This window comes from Bradyrhizobium sp. LeoB3, from assembly GCF_055456055.1.
The window spans coordinates 1-17,563 of sequence record NZ_JBVBEF010000028.1 but is presented as its reverse complement, the minus strand read 5'-3'; the positions used below and the strand labels follow the sequence as shown (position 1 = coordinate 17,563).

The 17,563-nt window shown below is 64.4% G+C and carries 18 protein-coding genes and 1 pseudogene; 9 read left to right on the top strand and 10 right to left on the bottom strand.

Annotation, left to right across the window (positions count from 1 at the left end; genetic code table 11):
- Positions 1-96 precede the first annotated feature (96 nt).
- Positions 97-837, top strand: coding sequence for an acetoacetate decarboxylase (locus ACZXDY_RS19435; RefSeq protein WP_028162999.1), 741 nt, complete (start codon positions 97-99; stop codon positions 835-837).
- Between the two features lie 408 nt (positions 838-1,245).
- On the opposite strand, the gene ACZXDY_RS19430 is transcribed toward ACZXDY_RS19435, so the two are convergent.
- From ACZXDY_RS19430 to ACZXDY_RS19420, 3 genes are read right to left on the bottom strand one after another with little or no spacing between them, the layout of a single operon-like run.
- Positions 1,246-2,403 (bottom strand): MFS transporter, encoded by a 1,158-nt coding sequence (locus ACZXDY_RS19430; RefSeq protein ID WP_464346589.1) that lies wholly within the window; start codon positions 2,401-2,403, stop codon positions 1,246-1,248.
- Between the two features lie 10 nt (positions 2,404-2,413).
- Positions 2,414-3,781, bottom strand: coding sequence for an NAD(P)-binding domain-containing protein (locus ACZXDY_RS19425; protein ID WP_464346588.1), 1,368 nt, complete (start codon positions 3,779-3,781; stop codon positions 2,414-2,416).
- A gap of 48 nt (positions 3,782-3,829) precedes the next feature.
- Positions 3,830-4,147: an ArsR/SmtB family transcription factor gene (locus ACZXDY_RS19420; protein WP_028162996.1), complete on the bottom strand. Its 318-nt coding sequence runs from the start codon at positions 4,145-4,147 to the stop codon at positions 3,830-3,832.
- A gap of 111 nt (positions 4,148-4,258) precedes the next feature.
- Here ACZXDY_RS19420 and ACZXDY_RS19415 point away from each other — a divergent pair.
- A pseudogene (locus ACZXDY_RS19415) lies at positions 4,259-4,405 on the top strand (aquaporin family protein); the annotation flags it as partial.
- On the top strand, positions 4,402-4,794 hold the full coding sequence (gene arsC, locus ACZXDY_RS19410) for an arsenate reductase (glutaredoxin) (RefSeq protein WP_464346587.1): 393 nt from the start codon (positions 4,402-4,404) through the stop codon (positions 4,792-4,794). The pseudogene ACZXDY_RS19415 and the gene arsC, both read left to right, overlap by 4 nt.
- 170 nt (positions 4,795-4,964) lie before the next feature.
- Here arsC and ACZXDY_RS19405 read toward each other — a convergent pair whose 3' ends face one another.
- From ACZXDY_RS19405 to ACZXDY_RS19380, 6 genes are all read right to left on the bottom strand, one after another.
- Complete coding sequence (locus ACZXDY_RS19405; protein WP_464346586.1) at positions 4,965-6,395, bottom strand: homospermidine synthase; 1,431 nt, start codon at positions 6,393-6,395, stop codon at positions 4,965-4,967.
- A gap of 54 nt (positions 6,396-6,449) precedes the next feature.
- The gene (locus ACZXDY_RS19400) at positions 6,450-6,839 is read right to left on the bottom strand and encodes a RidA family protein (protein WP_456643259.1); all 390 of its coding nucleotides are present in this window, start codon (positions 6,837-6,839) and stop codon (positions 6,450-6,452) included.
- Positions 6,840-6,936: 97 nt separating this feature from the next.
- A complete protein-coding gene (locus tag ACZXDY_RS19395) occupies positions 6,937-7,107 on the bottom strand; it encodes a hypothetical protein (RefSeq protein WP_208823941.1) in 171 nt (56 codons plus the stop codon).
- Between the two features lie 11 nt (positions 7,108-7,118).
- Entirely contained in the window at positions 7,119-7,709 is a 591-nt protein-coding gene (locus ACZXDY_RS19390) for a GNAT family N-acetyltransferase (protein ID WP_464346585.1), read from the bottom strand.
- A 140-nt stretch (positions 7,710-7,849) separates the two neighbouring features.
- On the bottom strand, positions 7,850-8,992 hold the full coding sequence (locus tag ACZXDY_RS19385; protein WP_028162988.1) for a type III PLP-dependent enzyme: 1,143 nt from the start codon (positions 8,990-8,992) through the stop codon (positions 7,850-7,852).
- A 657-nt stretch (positions 8,993-9,649) separates the two neighbouring features.
- Positions 9,650-9,910, bottom strand: coding sequence for a hypothetical protein (locus ACZXDY_RS19380; protein ID WP_028162987.1), 261 nt, complete (start codon positions 9,908-9,910; stop codon positions 9,650-9,652).
- A gap of 129 nt (positions 9,911-10,039) precedes the next feature.
- Between ACZXDY_RS19380 and ACZXDY_RS19375 the strand changes: the two genes are divergently transcribed.
- Genes ACZXDY_RS19375 through ACZXDY_RS19365 form a run of 3 tightly spaced genes read left to right on the top strand, consistent with a single transcriptional unit; the run spans position 10,040 to position 13,861 of the window.
- Positions 10,040-12,112 carry a M3 family metallopeptidase gene (locus ACZXDY_RS19375; RefSeq protein ID WP_464346584.1) on the top strand — a complete coding sequence of 691 codons (2,073 nt, stop codon included), beginning with the start codon at positions 10,040-10,042 and terminating at the stop codon, positions 12,110-12,112.
- A 10-nt stretch (positions 12,113-12,122) separates the two neighbouring features.
- Complete coding sequence (locus tag ACZXDY_RS19370) at positions 12,123-12,758, top strand: DUF1007 family protein (protein WP_464346583.1); 636 nt, start codon at positions 12,123-12,125, stop codon at positions 12,756-12,758.
- Complete coding sequence (locus ACZXDY_RS19365) at positions 12,755-13,861, top strand: nickel/cobalt transporter (RefSeq protein WP_464346582.1); 1,107 nt, start codon at positions 12,755-12,757, stop codon at positions 13,859-13,861. The genes ACZXDY_RS19370 and ACZXDY_RS19365 overlap by 4 nt, the downstream gene beginning before the upstream one ends.
- Before the next feature lie 136 nt (positions 13,862-13,997).
- Here the strand turns inward: ACZXDY_RS19365 and ACZXDY_RS19360 are convergent, their stop codons facing one another.
- The gene (locus ACZXDY_RS19360) at positions 13,998-14,396 is read right to left on the bottom strand and encodes an MAPEG family protein (protein WP_464346581.1); all 399 of its coding nucleotides are present in this window, start codon (positions 14,394-14,396) and stop codon (positions 13,998-14,000) included.
- Between the two features lie 87 nt (positions 14,397-14,483).
- On the opposite strand from ACZXDY_RS19360, the gene hemH reads away from it, so the two are divergent.
- From hemH to ACZXDY_RS19345, 3 genes are all read left to right on the top strand, one after another.
- Positions 14,484-15,518 carry a ferrochelatase gene (gene hemH / locus ACZXDY_RS19355; RefSeq protein WP_028162982.1) on the top strand — a complete coding sequence of 345 codons (1,035 nt, stop codon included), beginning with the start codon at positions 14,484-14,486 and terminating at the stop codon, positions 15,516-15,518.
- A 215-nt stretch (positions 15,519-15,733) separates the two neighbouring features.
- Complete coding sequence (locus ACZXDY_RS19350) at positions 15,734-16,735, top strand: SPFH domain-containing protein (protein WP_464346580.1); 1,002 nt, start codon at positions 15,734-15,736, stop codon at positions 16,733-16,735.
- Between the two features lie 47 nt (positions 16,736-16,782).
- Positions 16,783-17,229 carry an NfeD family protein gene (locus ACZXDY_RS19345; protein ID WP_464346579.1) on the top strand — a complete coding sequence of 149 codons (447 nt, stop codon included), beginning with the start codon at positions 16,783-16,785 and terminating at the stop codon, positions 17,227-17,229.
- The last annotated feature ends 334 nt before the right edge of the window (positions 17,230-17,563 follow it).

Below are 17,563 nucleotides of genomic sequence, written 5' to 3'. Positions count from 1 at the left end.
ACGGATCCTGCCGAATTTACGGTCTCGCCTGCGTCCCTCTGTCGCCGCATAATCGCGATCTGCCAACGACACGCCAACAACCTTTGGGGTCAGCAGATGAAGATCGACGATGTCAGGCGAAGTGCCTATTCGATGCCGCTCACCAGCCCCGCGTTTCCGCCGGGGCCCTATCGCTTCTTCAACCGAGAATATTTCGTCATCACCTACAGGACCGATCCCGAAGCGCTCGCCGCCGTGGTGCCCGAGCCGCTCGAGGTCGCCGAGCCCGTGGTGAAATACGAATTCATCCGGATGCCCGACTCCACCGGCTTTGGCGACTACACCGAGACCGGCCAGGTGATCCCGGTTCGCTTCAAAGGGGAGGAGGGGGCTTACACCCACGCGATGTATCTGGACGACGAAGGGCCGATCGCCGGCGGCCGCGAGCTATGGGGATTCCCGAAGAAACTGGCGAGGCCGAAGATCGAGGTCGAGAGCGACGTGCTGGTCGGCTCCCTGCATTACGGCTCGGTGCTCTGCGCTTCCGCTACTATGGGCTACAAACACCGTCCGGTCGATCATGATACCGTACTGAAGGGCATGAAGGCGCCGAACTTCATCCTGAAGATCATCCCGCATGTCGACGGCAGCCCGCGCATCTGCGAGCTCGTGCGCTTCAATCTCGAAGAGATCACGCTGAAGGAATCCTGGACCGGCCCTGCCGCTCTCGGCCTGTTTCCACACGCGCTCTGCGACGTCGCGCGGCTTCCGGTCCGCGAGGTCGTCTCCGCCCTGCATTTCAAGGCGGACCTGACGCTCGGGCTCGGCACGGTGGCGTTCGATTACATGGCGAAATGACCGGAGGCGGCGCCTGACCCTCGCGGCTTCGTCATGGCCGGGCTTGACCCGGCCATCGACGTCTTGGCCAACTGAGGCGAAGCGTGCATGCGCGGCGCGAGGCCGCGCATGACCTCGTTGGCCGCAGCGCCGGCCCGGCATGCGTCACGGATCACCGATCAGGCGGCGCTATCCACGGGCGACTGCGCTGTCGCTTTAGGCGTGATGAGATCAGGTCGAGTTGGCGCCACGCTGGAAGTGCCTTACCTCTCCCCATCGGGGAGAGGTCGGATCGCATCGTGAGATGCGATCCGGGTGAGGGGGATGAGCTTCATCGAGGAACCGTAACCCCTCACCCGGCGCTGCGCGCCGACCTCTCCCTATGGGAGAGGTGAACGACTGCGGTCACGCCGATTCGAACAAAAATCATCACGCTTTGACCGCCGAAGATTGGCGCAGCGACAAGAGTGCTATCAGTGCCGAAAGGCTCAGTCCGGCCGACACGATCACTATCGATCGGCCAAGAGTGTCTATGAGCAGCCCGAACCCAAGGGGCGCCAATGCTTGGCAAATGCGGGAGGGTGCGCCGATCAATCCAAGTCGATAGGCGTAGTTCTCCGGTCCGAAAATCGCCAATGGGAGCGTTCCTCGTGCAATGGTCAGAATACCATTGCCGGCCCCATGTAGCAGAGCGAAGACGCCGGCAGCACCACCGCCGAAAATACCGATTACGCACGCTCCGATCGGATGAGTAATACAGGCAAGCCGTGTCGAGACGAGCGGGTGGAAACGGTTAAGAAGGCTCGCTTCCATCACACGGGCTGCGACCTGCGCGGGTCCGATCATCATACCGGCAAACACCGCCTGCGCTGGCGTCGCGCCGAATGCTTCGACGATTCGCGGCAGATGCGCCGCCATCGCCGATGTCACCGTCCAGGCGGCCGCGAACGCGAATGAGAGCAGAACCATGGTGCGGTCGATCGTAATATGTGGCTTCGCCACGGGTCCTTCTGAGCGGACCGGCTTTGCCGTGCTGGGCAGCGCGAGATTGAGGGGTAGACCGATCACGATGTGCGCGATCGCCCAAGCGTAGCAGGTTTCGCGCCAACCGATCGTCTCGAGCCCGAATGAACTCAGCGGCCAGCCGACCGTGCTGGCAAAGCCGGCAATCAGCGTGATGCCGGTGATCGAGGCGCGCGCGTCGCTGCCGTAGATACGCCCCAGCGCGCCGAACGCCGCGTCGTAGAGTCCGAGGCCCATGCCAATGCCCAGCAGGAGCCAGGCCACCGACATCATCCACACCGAGGCCGATGCGCCGAGCAATGCGAGCCCGCCTGCAAAAACCACATTCGAGATACAGAGGACCTGCCTCCCTCCGACGCGGTCGATCTGGCGGCCGACGCGCGGCCCCAATAATCCGGAGATCACCAGGGAGGCCGAGAAGGCGGCGAAGAACCAGTTGGTCGAAATTCCGAGATCGTGGGCAATGGGGTCTGCCAGGATCGCCGGCAGATAGTAGCTCGATCCCCAGGCCAGCGTCTGGGCGGTCCCCAGCGCGGCAACCACCCGCAAGCGTTGTCCGTTCACGCGGGCGGCCTTAGCAGCCGCAGCCGGGCTTGCCGGCGGCTTTCGTGATAGCGTCGTCGGAACAGCAGGCGTCGATGCCGGCGGGTGCCGGCCCTCCGCAGCAGCCGGATGCGGCGATACCGCCCTCCACGCCGCCGCGTGTGCAGACGCCGGTTTCGGGGAGCTCGAGTTCGACGCGCTCGGCAGCTTTCTTGTCGCCGGCGATATCGGCAGCGATCGAGCGCACCTGTTCGTAGCCGGTGATCATGAGGAAGGTTGGCGCCCGGCCGTAGGATTTCATGCCGGCGAGGTAGAAGCCCGGATCGTCCTGCTGCAGTTCGCGCGCGCCATGCGGGCGCACGGTGCCGCAGGAGTGCTCGTTGGGATCGATCAGCGGTGCGAGCGCGACGGGCGCCTCGATCGCAGGATCGAGCCGGAGCCGAATCTCGCCGAGGAAGGAGAGGTCCGGACGGAAGCCGGTTGCGATGACCAGCTCGTCGGCGACGACGCTGCGTCCGCAGCAGGCTGACGACGTCGCGATCCGAAGCCGGCCGTCGCTCGGCGAGATCGCCGAGACGGAAAATTCGGCCTCAACCTGCACCTCACCTGATGCGACCAGCGATGCGAAGTGTGTGCCGAGTTCGCCGCGCGCAGCGAGCTTGTCGTTCGCGCCGCCCCCGAATGCCTTGGCCGGATCATTGCCCCGGAGCAGCCAGATCGGGCGGGTGTCCGGCACCTGACGGGCCAGCATCGCCAGGTCGGTCAGGGTACCGATCGCCGAGTGTCCGGCGCCCAGCACGGCGACAATCTTGCCCGCGTAGCGCTCACGGTCTCTCCCGAGGACATCCGGCATGCCGTAGGCGATCCTCGCTTGTGCTTCGCGTTCGCCGATCGCCGGCAGGCCATTGGCGCCGGCGGGATTCGGCGAGGCCCACGTTCCGGAGGCGTCGATGACAGCATCGGCGCGCAGGGTCTCGGGCCCTTTGCCGTTCTGGTAGCGTATCTCGAAGGGAGCCGCCTCCCGGCCCTTCGTCCTCGCCTTGTCAAAGCCGACACGGGAAACGGCGGTGACGCGGCTCGACGTGCGGATCACGTCCTTCAAGCGCGTGCGCGTCGCGAGTGGGACAAGGTACTGTGCCAAGAGCTCGCCGCCGATCGGATACACCTGCGGGTCCGGCGAATTCCAGCCTGTTGGCGCGAGCAGCCGCGCGGCCGCCCGGTCGACGTTGTATTCCCAGGGTGAAAAGAGCTGGACGTGTTGCCATTGACGGACCGCATGTCCCGCTTCTGGCCCGGACTCGAGCACGACGGGCGTCATGCCGCGCTCCAACACGTGCGCGGCTGCCGCCAGGCCGACGGGTCCGGCTCCTATGATCGCGACGGTCTTTGCTGCGCTCATTTTGCTTCTCCCAACCTTCTAGAATTACCGAATTATCGGACAAAAAAATCAGGCCGCCGTCTGAGCGTCTTTGCATTGGGTCTCGTCGATGCAGCATTCAGCAACGAGGAAATCCACCAAGCCCTGCATCGTGTCGTATTCGGCGTGGCAAGCCAGTGTCGTGCCCTCGCGCACCTGCGAGATCAGACCGACGGAGACCAGCGCCTTGATGTGGTGCGACAGTGTCGACGCCGGAATCTTGAGCCGCTCCTGCAGGCGCCCGACCGGCATGCCTGCACGCCCTGCGCGGACCAGCGCGCGATAGATTTTCAGCCTGGTGGGGTTGCCCAGCGCTTCGAGGCGGGCTGCTGCTTCGTCGAGCTTCATGGAGACCAAGATGAGCGCGACCCGTCTCCTTGTCAAACTATATTTCTAGAATATTCGAAATAAGTCCGCCTATCCCGGTATGCTGAATTGGGTTGACTTGGTCATATATACACGTTTGCAGGCATTCGCCCGCTAGATTTGCCCGGCTTCATACTTGCCGAGCTGTGCGGAGCGTTCGCCGGCATGCTGTTGATGATTTGGCTGCTCGGGCGACCTCAGGCGCGCGGCCCGGTCCCAATTGCGGAGACAACCACATGAGCGTCACCATTTATCATAACCCGGCTTGCGGCACGTCCCGCAACACGCTTGCCATGATCCGGCAGAGCGGCGTCGAGCCCACGATCGTCGAATATCTCAAGACGCCACCGTCGCGCGAGAAGCTCAAGGAGCTGATCGCTGCGATGGGTATCCCGGCGCGCGCCCTGCTGCGTGAGAAGGGCACGCCCTACAAGGAACGTGGCCTCGATGATCCCAAATGGTCGGACGACGAATTGCTGGATTTCATGATGGCGCATCCCATCCTGATCAACCGTCCCATTGTCGTCACGCCGAAGGGCGCGCGGTTGTGCAGGCCGTCGGAGGCGGTCATCGACCTCTTGGACAATCCGGTCGGACGTTTCGTGAAGGAGGATGAAGGCCGCAGATAAATCCCGGCCTTGCAAAAGTAGCCTCCGTCATTCCGGGGCGGCACGCAGCGCCGAACCCGGAATCCATTTCTCCGCCCGCGCCCGCGGTCCGATGGATTCTCTGATGTGCAATTGCACATCATAGCTCGCGCTTACGCGCGCCCCGGAATGACGAGAGGCGAGAGCCCGCGTCAGCGCACCAGCACGTTCCGGAACTGCCAGGGATCGGACGTGTCGATGTCTTCGGCAAACAGGCCCGGCCTGTCGTTCAGCGGGGTCCAGTCGGTGTAGAAACCCTTCACCGGGCCGAGATACGGCCGCTGGATTTCCAGGCAGCGGTGGAAATCCAATTCGTCGGCTTCGACGATGCCGGCTTGCGGATTTTCCAAGGCCCAGACCATGCCGGCGAGCACCGCCGAGGACACTTGCATGCCGGTCGCATTCTGATAGGGCGCGATCCGGCGGGTCTCCTCGATCGAGAGCTGCGAGCCGTACCAATAGGCGTTCTTGGCGTGGCCATAGAGCAGCACGCCGAGCTCGTCGATGCCGTCCTCGATCTCGTTCTCGTCCAGGATGTGCCATTTCGGCTGCATCCGCCCCGCAGCGCCGAACATCTCGTGCAGCGACAGCACGGCGTCGTTGGCCGGGTGATAGGCGTAGTGGCAGGTCGGGCGATAGATCACCTTCTCGCCGTCGCGCACGGTGAAGTAATCCGCGATCGAGATCGACTCGTTATGGGTGACGAGGAAGCCGTATTGCGCGCCTGGAGTCGGGCACCAGGAGCGCACGCGGGTGTTGGCGCCCGGCTGCAGCAGATAGATCGCGGCCTGGCAACCATGCGCGTGCGTGCGGCCGTTCTCCGGCATCCACTTCTCATGGGTGCCCCAGCCGAGCTCGGCCGGCTGCAGGCCCTCGGAGACGAAGCCCTCGACGGACCAGGTGTTGACGAAGACGTTCATCGGCTTCGGCTTCTTCGAACGCTGGGTGTCGCGCTCGGCGATATGGATGCCCTTGACGCCGAGCTTATGGGCGAGCTGGCCCCAGCCCTCGCGGCTCTTCGGCTCGTTGAATTCGACGCCGGTGTCGCGGGCGATGTCGAGCAGCGCCTGCTTGACGAACCAGGATACCATGCCGGGATTGGCGCCGCAGGTCGAGACCGCTGTGGTGCCGCCCGGGTTCTTGCGCTTGGCGGCCAGCAGGGTCTCGCGCAGTGCGTAGTTCGAGCGCCCTTCGGTGCCGATGTTCTTGTCGAAATAGAAGCCGGCCCACGGCTCGATCACGGTGTCGATGTAGAGCGCGCCGATCTCGCGGCACAGCGTCATGATGTCGACCGAGGAGGTGTCGACCGAGAGGTTGACGCAGAAGCCCTGGCCGCCGCCGGCGGTGAGCAGCGGCACCAGCAGTTCTCGGTAATTGTCGCGGGTGACGCCATCCTTGATGAAGCGCACGCCATGCTTCTTGGCGAGCTCGCCGTCCTCATGCGGATCGATGATGACGAAGCGCGACTTGTCATAGTCGAAATGCCGCTCGATCAGAGGCAGCGTGCCTTTGCCGATCGAGCCGAAGCCGATCATGACAATGGGGCCGGAAATCTTGGCGTGGATCTGCGAGGAGGGGCTCATCATTTTCTCCAGGAGATGGCTCGAGCGGGTGGATGGTTGGTGGACGTTGATGGATCAGGCAGTACGTCGTTTCGCGGTGACTTCGATCTCGACCTTCATCTCGGGTTTCAAAAGTCCCGCGACGATCAAGAGTGTGGCGGCCGGGCGGATGTCGCCGAGAAACTCGCCGCAGACCGCGAAGTGGGCGTCCGCGTCCTTGGCATCCGTCAGGTAGTAGGTCGCGCGGACGATGTCGGCCAGCGCGAAGCCGCCTTCCTTCAGGGCGGCCTCGATGGTCTTGAAACAGTTCCGTGACTGGCTCGTGACATCTTCAGGCATCGTCATCGTCGTGTAGTCATAGCCGGTGGTTCCGGCGACGAAGGCGAAATCGCCATCGATCACGGCGCGGCTGTAGCCGGCGGTCTTCTCGAAAGGCGAGCCGGTCGAAATCAGGCGTCGGGACATTCAGGACCTCCTATTCTCAGCGTTGCGGGACATACGGGTACTTGCGCGGGTTTACGGGATTTTCCCGCCCGCGCAACCTTTGGTTTCGGTTTTGCGATCAGCGGGAGTGCTGGGTCGTATCTGCTGCCGGAGCGGACGGCGAACTCCAGCGGCGCACGAAGATGTCCCTGACGATCATGACCGAGATCAGGATCAGGACGATGGTGGTGATGATGCTGCGCAGAACTGGGCGCGCAACGTCGCTGGTTGCGGGAAGGTTTTCGGCCATGATCGCAACCGTCACGCGGCCTGCGGCACGGCGCGCAATGCGCGTGCCTTGCGGTTGAGCAGCAATGCGCCGGTCGCGGTGACCATGCCGCTGGCGCCGTCGAGCGCGCCCTCGGCAAGTTCGAGACCGAGCAGCCGGTCGCGCTCGAACGGGCCAGGCAGCACGAGTTCGCTCATCCTCTCCGGCGAGAAGCCGAAGCGGGCGTAATAGGGCGCATCGCCGAGCAGGATCACCGCGCCATGGCCGCGCGTCCGCGCGATCGAAATCGCGCGGCCCATCAGCGCGGCGCCGACACCGAGGCCGCGGCAGGTGGAATCCACCGCCAGCGGCCCCAGCATCAGCGCGGGGTTGCCCCCGGCGCTGACGTGCCACAACCGAACGGTACCGACCAGCCGGCCGCTTGCGACCGCCGACAGCGCAAGGCCTTCGGCGGGCGCGCGTCCGTCGCGCAGGCGCTGGCATGTGCGCTGATGGCGGTTCTCGCCAAAGCAGGCATCCAGCAGCATTTCACGCGCCTCGACGTCCGAGGAACGTTCCGCACGGATCGCGAACGGAGCGGCGCTCGGGGTGAGGGCGACGGTGGTCTTCCGCAAAGCAGTCATGGCACGTCAGTCCCCGCTTCCAGCGGCGGGGCACACCGGTGAAAGCGTCGTTCGAAAATTCGAAAATGTCGGGGAGGGAGCCGGCAGGCCGGCTCCCTGTTTTCTTCTCCCTCTCCCGCAAGCGCGAGAGGTAAGAGACGTCAGATGTGGTAGGTCCTCAGCGGCGGGATGCCGTTGAAGGCCACCGACGAGTAGGTCGACGTATAGGCGCCGGTCCCCTCGATCAGCAGCTTGTCGCCGATCTCGAGCGTCACCGGAAGCGGATACGGCAGCTTCTCGTACAGCACATCGGCCGAGTCGCAGGTCGGGCCAGCAAGCACGCACGGCGTCATATCCGCGCCGTCATGCGGGGTGCGGATCGCGTAGCGGATCGACTCGTCCATCGTCTCGGCGAGACCGCCGAACTTGCCGATGTCGAGATAGACCCAGCGCACCTCATCCTCGTCGCTCTTCCTGGAGATCAGAACGACTTCGGTCTCGATGATGCCGGCATTGCCGACCATGCCGCGGCCCGGCTCGATGATCGTCTCCGGGATCTGGTTGCCGAAATGCTTGCGCAGCGCGCGGAAGATCGAGCGGCCGTACTGCACCACCGGCGGCACGTCCTTCAGGTACTTGGTCGGGAAGCCGCCGCCCATGTTGACCATGGACAGGTTGATCCCGCGCTCGGCGCAGTCACGGAATACGGTCGAGGCCATCGCCAGCGCGCGGTCCCACGCCTTCACCTTGCGCTGCTGCGAGCCGACATGGAAGGAGATGCCGACAGGCTCCAGCCCCAGCCGCTTGGCGAGGTCGAGCACGTCGACCGCCATCTCCGGGTCGCAGCCGAACTTGCGCGACAGCGGCCATTCGGCGCCGGCGCAGTCGTAGAGGATGCGGCAGAACACCTTCGCGCCGGGGGCGGCACGGGCGACCTTCTCGACCTCGGCGGCGCAGTCGACCGCGAACAGGCGAATGCCGAGCGCGAAGGCACGCGCGATATCGCGCTCCTTCTTGATCGTGTTGCCATAGGAGATGCGGTCCGGCGTCGCGCCTGCCGCCAGCGCCATCTCGATCTCGGCGACGGTCGCGGTGTCGAAGCAGGAGCCGAGCGAGGCGAGCAGCGACAGCACTTCCGGCGCCGGGTTGGCCTTCACCGCGTAGAACACGCGGCTGTCCGGCAACGCCTTCGCGAAGCTCTGGTAGTTGTCGCGCACGACTTCGAGGTCGACGACGAGGCACGGCTCGGTGTCGAGGCCCTCGCTGCGGCGGTGACGCAGGAATTCCTGGATGCGCTCGGTCATGGCACTCTCCCAACGACCCCAGCGACGGGGCCGCATTCAAAAAACGTGACGTCGGATAAGAGTGCCTTGGCCGAATTGCGCGATGGAGGCGCAACGAAGCCAAAAAACTCAAACCAGACTGTGCTGCCGTGGATTGGTTGGGAGATTTCCCGCCCGCTCACCTGGCAATGAAGGACAAGCCTTTTCAGTAGCCCGCGCCGGCGTTGGAATGCCGGTAGAGACCAAAAAAGCCCGCTCCGTCGTTGCTTTAAGTCGCGTCCCCCGTTGAGAGCGGGGTGCGCCGGTTCGCCTCCGGCTGCCAGTCACGGTTGCAAGAGATGGAGAGACCTTCATCGGCATCCCTTGAGAGAGATGCTGGCCGCTTCAGAGGCGACCCTCGGTTCTTCATCCCTTGGCGGCTGTCCGGCCTCTTGTCCGGATACCTACCGACTGACACACGACCACAGGCACGTGCGAAATTGGGCAAGGCTGGAAATAAGTGTTTTGACTCAGCTGCGCAAGAATTTTTTTGGGCTGCGCGCAGATTTCCCTAACGCGAGCTTGCGATTGTTTGTCGCTGCACGCGCGCACCGCGTCGAATATGAATGGACGTTAAGAGAAGCTAGCAGTCGGCTGCGCGTTTGGAGCCTTCTGCCACAGTGTTTTCGCAGTCGCGCCTCACGCGCGCCGCGTGAACGGCTCGATGCGCTGCGCCGCGCGGATGAACGCGATCATCACGAGGACGCCGAGCGCGAACAGCACCGCTTGCAGGATGTGCGCGGCGGTGTCCTCGAGCCCGAGCAGGATCGCGAGCGCCCAGCCGCCGGCAAAGGCAGCGCCGAACACTTCCGCGCCGATCAGGATCGCCGCGCTGATCACGGTGATCACGCTCGGCCAGACGATCTGGCGGTTGCCGGTGGAGGAGGGCTGCAGGCTCATGGAAGAAGGTCCTTTTTGAGGGGCGCAATGTCCCTGAAATGGGCCCTGCGATCAAGCGCAAAAGGCCCAAAATTGCCGCACGGTGTGGTATAGTTTGCCGCAATATCTTGGACAAAAATAGGATTTCGCATGTCGGCAAGTTCGCAAGGTTTGGCCAACCCGCTGCTGCAGGGCTGGCAGACGCCGTTCGAGACGCCGCCCTTCGACGAGATCAAGCCCGAGCATTTCCTGCCCGCCTTCGAGCAGGCCTTCGCCGATCACTCCGCCGAGATCGGCGCGATCGTTCATGATCCGGCGGCGCCGGACTTCGACAACACCATCACTGCGCTGGAACGTTCCGGCAAGCTGCTCTCCAAGGTCTCGGCGGTGTTCTATGACCTGGTGTCGGCGCACTCCAATCCGGAGATCCTGGAGATCGACAAGGAAGTCTCCTTGCGGATGGCGCGTCACTGGAACCCGATCCTGATGAACGCCGTGCTGTTCGGCCGCATCGCGCTCTTGCACCAGAACCGCGCCTCGCTCGGCCTGAGCGGCGAACAGCTCAGGCTGCTGGAGCGCACCTATACGCGCTTCCGCCGCGCCGGCGCCGGCCTCGACGACGCCGCCAAGGCGCGGATGGCCGAGATCAACGAGCGGCTCGCCCATCTCGGCACCAGCTTCAGCCACCATCTGCTCGGCGACGAGCAGGACTGGTTCATGGAGCTCGGCGAGGACGACCGCGCCGGGCTGTCGGACAGCTTTGTCGCCGCCGCCAAGGCCGCGGCGGAAGAGCGCGGGATGGCCGGCAAGGCGATCGTGACGCTGTCGCGCTCCTCGGTCGAGCCGTTCCTGAAAACCTCCGATCGCCGCGACCTGCGCGAAAAGGTCTTCAAGGCCTTCACCGCGCGTGGCGACAATGGCAACGCCCACGACAACAACGCGACCATCGTCGAGATCCTGGCGCTGCGCGAGGAAGCCGCCAAGATCATGGGCTTCCCGAACTACGCCTCCTACCGGCTCGAGGATTCCATGGCGAAAACGCCGGACGCCGTGCGCGGCCTCTTGGAGCGGGTCTGGAAGCCGGCGAGGGCGCGGGCGCTCGCCGACCGCGACGCGATGCAGGCGCTGATCGCGGAGGAGGGCGGCAATTTTGCGCTGGCAGCCTGGGACTGGCGCTACTACGCCGAGAAGCTCCGGCAGATCAGCGCCAATTTCGATGACGCCGCGATCAAGCCCTATCTTGTGCTCGACCACATGATCGGGGCCGCCTTCGACTGCGCCACCCGCCTGTTCGGCGTCACCTTCGAGGAGCGCAAGGATATCCCGGCCTGGCACCCCGACGTCCGGGTCTGGGAAGTCAGGGATCGCGACGGCAAGCACAAGGCGCTGTTCTACGGCGACTATTACGCCCGCCCCTCGAAGCGCTCCGGTGCCTGGATGACCTCGCTGCGCGATCAGCAGCAGCTCGACGGCGCGGTTGCCCCGCTCGTCATCAATGTCTGCAATTTCGCCAAGGGCGCGGGCGGCGAGCCCGCGCTGCTGTCGCCGGACGATGCCCGCACCCTGTTCCACGAATTCGGCCACGGCCTGCACGGCATGCTGTCCAACGTCACCTATCCCTCGCTGTCGGGCACCTCCGTGTTCACCGATTTCGTCGAGCTGCCGTCGCAGCTTTACGAGCACTGGCAGGAGCGGCCGGAGGTGCTGCAGCGCTTCGCAAGGCACTATGAGACCGGCGAGCCGCTGCCGGACGATCTCCTGCGGCGCTTCCTCGCCGCGCGGAAGTTCAACCAGGGTTTTGCCACCGTGGAGTTCGTATCCTCGGCGCTGATCGACCTCGAATTCCACACCCAGCCGGCGGCCGCCAGCCGCGACGTCAGGGCCTTCGAGAAGCAGGAGCTCGAGAAGATCGGCATGCCCGCCGAGATCGCGCTGCGGCACCGGCCGACCCAGTTCGGCCACATCTTCTCCGGCGACCACTATGCCGCCGGTTATTACAGCTACATGTGGTCGGAGGTAATGGACGCGGACGCCTTCGGCGCCTTCGAGGAGGCCGGCGACATCTTCGATCCCGCGACCGCAAAGCGCCTGCTCGACGACATCTATTCGTCGGGCGGCTCGCGCGATCCGGAAGAGGCCTATGTCGCCTTCCGCGGCCGCGAGCCGGAGCCGGATGCACTGCTCCGCCGGCGCGGGCTGCTCGAGACTGCCGAGGCCGCCTGAAGTGAGGCGCATGTCCCGCAACTGGCTCGGCCTCCTGGCCGCCGGCGCCGTGATGCTCGGCGCGGCCGCCGCACAAGCCCATCCGCATGTCTGGATCACCGCGAGGAGCGAGGTGATCTATGCGCCCGACGGCACCATCACCGGTGTCCGCCACGCCTGGACCTTCGACGACATGTTCTCGACCTATGCGCTGCAGGGCATAGAGGCCAAGACCAAGGGCGCCTACACCCGCGAGGAGCTGGCGCCGCTCGCCCAGACCAATGTCGAGTCGCTGAAGGAATACGCCTACTTCACCTTCGCCAAGGCCGACGGCAAGAAGCAGAAATTCACCGAGCCGGTCGATTATTTCCTCGAATACAACAACACGGAATTGACGCTGCACTTCACGCTGCCGGCGAAGACGCCGTTCAAGACCAGGCAGCTTTCGCTCGAAGTGTTCGACCCCGCCTTCTTCATCGACTTCAAATATGCCGACAAGGACCCCGCCAAGCTGGTCGGCGCACCGGCCGACTGCAAGCTGCAATTCCAGCGGCCGAATGACGGCACCGCGAGCGCGCAGCAGCTCGGGGAGCAGAACTTCCTGAGCGGCGAAAGCTCCAACTTCGGCGCGATGTTCGCCAACAAGATCGTGGTGGAGTGTCCATGAAGCAGGGATCATCCGTCGCGCGTAGCCTGGCGATTGCCGCCGTGGCGCTCGCAGCCTTTGCACTGGCCGATGCCGCGATGCATGCGCTCTCAGCGCAAAACCCGTTCGGCGCCCCGCGACGGGCGGCCGAGCCGCAGGTCGGCGGTATCATCGGCTGGCTGCTCGCCAAGCAGGGGGAATTCTACCGCGAGATTTCCGCGTCCATCCGTGCTGCCAAGACCGATGGCTATGCAGTCTGGACGTTGCTTGGCGTCTCCTTCGCTTACGGGATCTTCCACGCCGCCGGTCCCGGCCATGGCAAGGCGGTGATCTCCTCCTATCTGGTCGCCAACCGGGAAACCGCGCGGCGCGGCATTGCGCTGTCGTTTGCATCGGCCCTGATGCAGTCGCTGGTCGCGGTGGTGATCGTCGGCATCTTCGCCTGGCTGCTCAATGCCACCGCCACGACCATGTGCGGCGCGGAGAGGGTGATCGAGATCGTCAGCTACGCCCTGATCGCGGCGTTCGGCGCGCGACTGGTCTGGAGCAAGGGCGGCGGATTCTTCCGCGCGCTGCAGACGCATGTGCCGGAACCGGCCATCGCCGGCGTCCCACTTCGTCGGCATGATCACGGTCACCATCATCGGGACCATCATCATGACCACGGCCATGATCATCACCACGATCAGGGCCACGGCCACCAGCACGGCCACGCGCACGCGCATGTCCATGACGAGCATTGCGGCCATTCGCACGGACCCAAGCCGAGCGAGCTCGCCGGTCCCGGCGGCTGGCGGCGTGGCCTGAGCGCGATCGTGACCGTTGGCATTCGGCCCTGCTCGGGCGCCATCCTGGTGCTGGTGTTCGCGCTGGCGCAGGGCCTGTTCTGGGCCGGCATCGCCGCAACCTTCGTGATGGGGCTCGGCACCGCGATCACGGTGGCCACCATCGCGATCCTCGCCGTGTCCGCCCGCGGCGTGGCCCAGCGCCTGAGCGCCGGTCGCGACGGCGGCGGCACGCTCTTCATGCGCGGCATTGAGTTCGCTGCGGCCGGTCTGGTGCTGCTGTTCGGGCTCGGCCTGTTGTTCGGCTACCTCGCCGCCGAACGCGTCACGTGCCTCTAAAGTCACCTCTCCCGCTTGCGGGAGAGGTCGGCGCGCAGCGCCGGGTGAGGGTTCTCTCCGCGCAAAGACACTCTCTGTTCTTTTCGCGGAGAGAGCCCTCACCCCGACCCTCTCCCGCAAGTGGGAGAGGGAGAACTTAGACCGTCAAATACCCCCTTATCATCGGCAGGAAAAAAATTGCGACATTGATCGTAAAACCGATGGTCCAGAGGATCGAGCGCAGGGTTGGGCGGTTGCCGAGATAGGTGAAGACGTAAGCGATCCGCACGATCAGGAACAGCACCGCGAGCTCATCGATCAGCCGGAACGGTCCCACGCGGAATTCGGCGAGCAGCACGGCGAAGGCGAAGAACGGAAACGCCTCGATCCCGTTCTGGTGGGCGCCGAGCGCGCGGGCCCGGATCGGGTCGTCGTAGAAGGCGGGATCGCGCGGGTTGGAATTGTCGAAACGGCCGCTCGCAGTCCACTTGGCGGCTGCGAGCGTCAACAAATACAGCATCAACGTTCCGAACACGCACCATTCGGCAACCGTCATGGTTCCTCCCCCGCATTGCGGAGGGGAGCCTAGCTAACGGTGCGTTGTCTTGACAAGAATGGGGCAACGCGCGAAGCCACGGCCGTCATGACCGTGGCCGTCCCAGTCCGAAACACGACGCCGGCAGCGCAAGCCCAGCCGGATCGCATCGGCGTGCTGCTGGTCAATCTCGGCACGCCCGACACCGCCGACGCCCCGGGCGTGCGGGTCTATTTGAGGGAATTCCTCTCCGACCCGCGCGTGATCGAGGATCAGGGGCTGCTGTGGAAGCTGATCCTCAACGGCATCATCCTGCGCACGCGGCCGCGCACCAAGGCTCTCGACTACCGGAAGATCTGGAATACCGAGAAGGACGAGTCGCCGCTGAAGACGATCACGCGCTCGCAGGCCGAGAAGCTAGCGGCGGCGATCGGGGAAGATCATGTCGTGGTCGATTGGGCGATGCGCTACGGCAATCCCTCGATCCGGGCGGGGATCGAGGCGCTGACGGCGCAGGGCTGTAACCGGCTGTTGGTGGTGCCGCTCTATCCGCAATATTCCGCCGCGACATCGGCGACCGTCTGCGACGAGGCGTTCCGGGTGCTCTCCAGCTTGCGTGCGCAGCCGACCTTGCGGGTGTCCTCGCCATACTATGACGATCCTGTCTATATCGACGCGCTCTCGGTTTCGATCAACGCGCACCTGGCGACGCTGCCGTTCGAGCCGGAATTGATCCTGGCCTCCTTCCACGGCATGCCGCAGAAATATGTCGATCAGGGTGATCCCTATTTCGCCCAGTGCGTCGCCACGACGGAAAGCCTGCGCAAGCGCCTCGGGCTCGATGCCTCCAGGCTGATGCTGACCTTCCAGTCGCGCTTCGGCAACGATGTCTGGCTGCAGCCCTATACCGACAAGACCGTCGAAAAGCTCGCCAAGGACGGCGTGCGACGAATTGCCGTCGTCACGCCCGGTTTCTCCGCCGACTGTCTGGAGACTCTGGAAGAGATCGCGCAGGAGAACGCGCACATCTTCAAGCAAAATGGCGGCGAGCAGTTTGCGGCGATTCCCTGCCTGAACGACAGCGAGCCCGGCATGGACGTGATCCGCCAACTCGTGCTGCGCGAACTCCAGGGCTGGATTTAGCCGAGTTGGGACCACGGTACGCTCCCTCTCCCGCAAGCGGGAGAGGCGAAGTCGAGCGCAGCGCCTGACACATCATTTACGTTCGCAGGCTATATCTGGCAGCCTCGCAAACCGCTCCTTAACTATGTGTCAACCAACAGCCGGCTGAACCGGCGTTGCGGTTTTGCAGACCAAATGCAGGACCGCGCCGGCTTTCGCCGGTCTTGGAGGACTTTATGAGTGGTTTCGACATTTTCGCCATCGCCCTTGTTCTGCTCGTCATCGTCACGCTGTTCGCCGGGGTCAAGACCGTTCCGCAGGGCTATGGCTGGACCATCGAGCGCTTCGGCAAATACACCCGCACGTTGCTCCCCGGCCTCAATCTCATCGTGCCCTATTTCGACCGCATCGGGCGCAAGATGAATATGATGGAGCAGGTGATCGACATCCCCGAGCAGGAGGTGATCACCAAGGACAATGCCACCGTCACCGTTGACGGCGTTGCCTTCTTCTTCCAGGTGTTCGACGCCGCGAAGGCGAGCTACGAAGTCGCCAATTTGCACCAGGCGATCACGGTGCTGACCATGACCAACATCCGCTCGGTGATGGGTTCGATGGACCTCGACCAGGTGCTGTCGCATCGCGATGAGATCAACGAGCGGCTGCTCCGCGTCGTTGACGCCGCGGTCTCGCCCTGGGGCGTCAAGGTCAATCGCATCGAGATCAAGGACATCGTGCCGCCGGCGGATCTCGTGGAGGCGATGGGCCGGCAGATGAAGGCCGAGCGCGTCAAGCGCGCCGACATCCTGCAGGCCGAAGGCCAGCGGCAATCGGAGATTTTGCGCGCCGAGGGCGCCAAGCAGGGACAAATTTTGCAGGCCGAAGGTCGCCGCGAAGCCGCCTTCCGCGACGCCGAGGCGCGCGAGCGACTGGCGGAGGCTGAGGCGAAGGCAACGCAGATGGTGTCCGAAGCGATCGCGAGGGGCGACGTCGCCGCACTGAACTACTTCATCGCCGACAAGTACATCAAGGCGTTCGGGCAGTTGGCGGAAGCGCCGAACCAGAAGATCGTGATGCTGCCGATCGAGGCATCGAGCGTGCTCGGCTCGCTTGCCGGCATCGGCGAGATCGCGCGCGCCACCTTCGGCGAAAGCACAGCTTCAGCAGCCGCCGCCGCGCGCCGCTCCTCGGTGCCGCAGGCCGGCCCGACGCCGCCGCCAATCGCGCCGGCGCGGTGAGGGCGCGGGCGTGCTAGCATTGCGTCTGCGGAATTAGAGGTCGTGTCATGACCGAGATGTTTTCGACACTGGGTACCTGGAACTGGCTGATCTTCGGCTTCATCCTGATGGCGCTGGAATTGGCGGCGCCCGGCGTGTTCCTGTTCTGGCTCGGGCTATCAGCGCTCATGGTCGGACTGGTGTCGTTCGTCATCAATCCGCTTTGGCAGACGCAGTTCCTGATGTTCGCCGCGTTCGCAGTCGCTGCTGTGCCGGCATGGCGGCACTTTGCCAGGAGCGGGACCTCGGTAAGTGCGAGCAGTCCGTTCCTCAACCGGCGCACCGAAGCCTTGATCGGCCGCGAGTTCACGCTCGAGAAGCCGATCATCGACGGCTCAGGCACGGTGCGGATCGATGACACGATCTGGCGCGTCGCCGGCCCCGACGCCCCAGCCGGCAGCCGCGTCAAGGTTGTCAGCGCCGACGGCGCCAGCCTGACGGTGGCGGTGGCCTAGTGATGCAGGGCGGATTGGCTTGTCCTCCCGCGCGAACAGCGTAATCCGTCATTCCCTCGCCGCAAAATCCCACCGTCATTCCGGGGCGCGCGAAGCGCGAGCCCGGAATCCATTCGTCCACTTGCGCAAGCGGAAAAATGGATTCTCCGATGTGCAATTGCACATCATAGCTCGATGCTATCGCATCGCCCCGGCATGACAGCCGCCGTCATTGCGAGCCAGCGGGTCGCGCGAACGCGCGCCCCGCTGGCTCGCAATGACGACGTGGATGCTTTGGGTGCGACAAATCAACTCGACGGGCAAATCAGCCCAAAGTCTGTCCATCCCCTGCGCG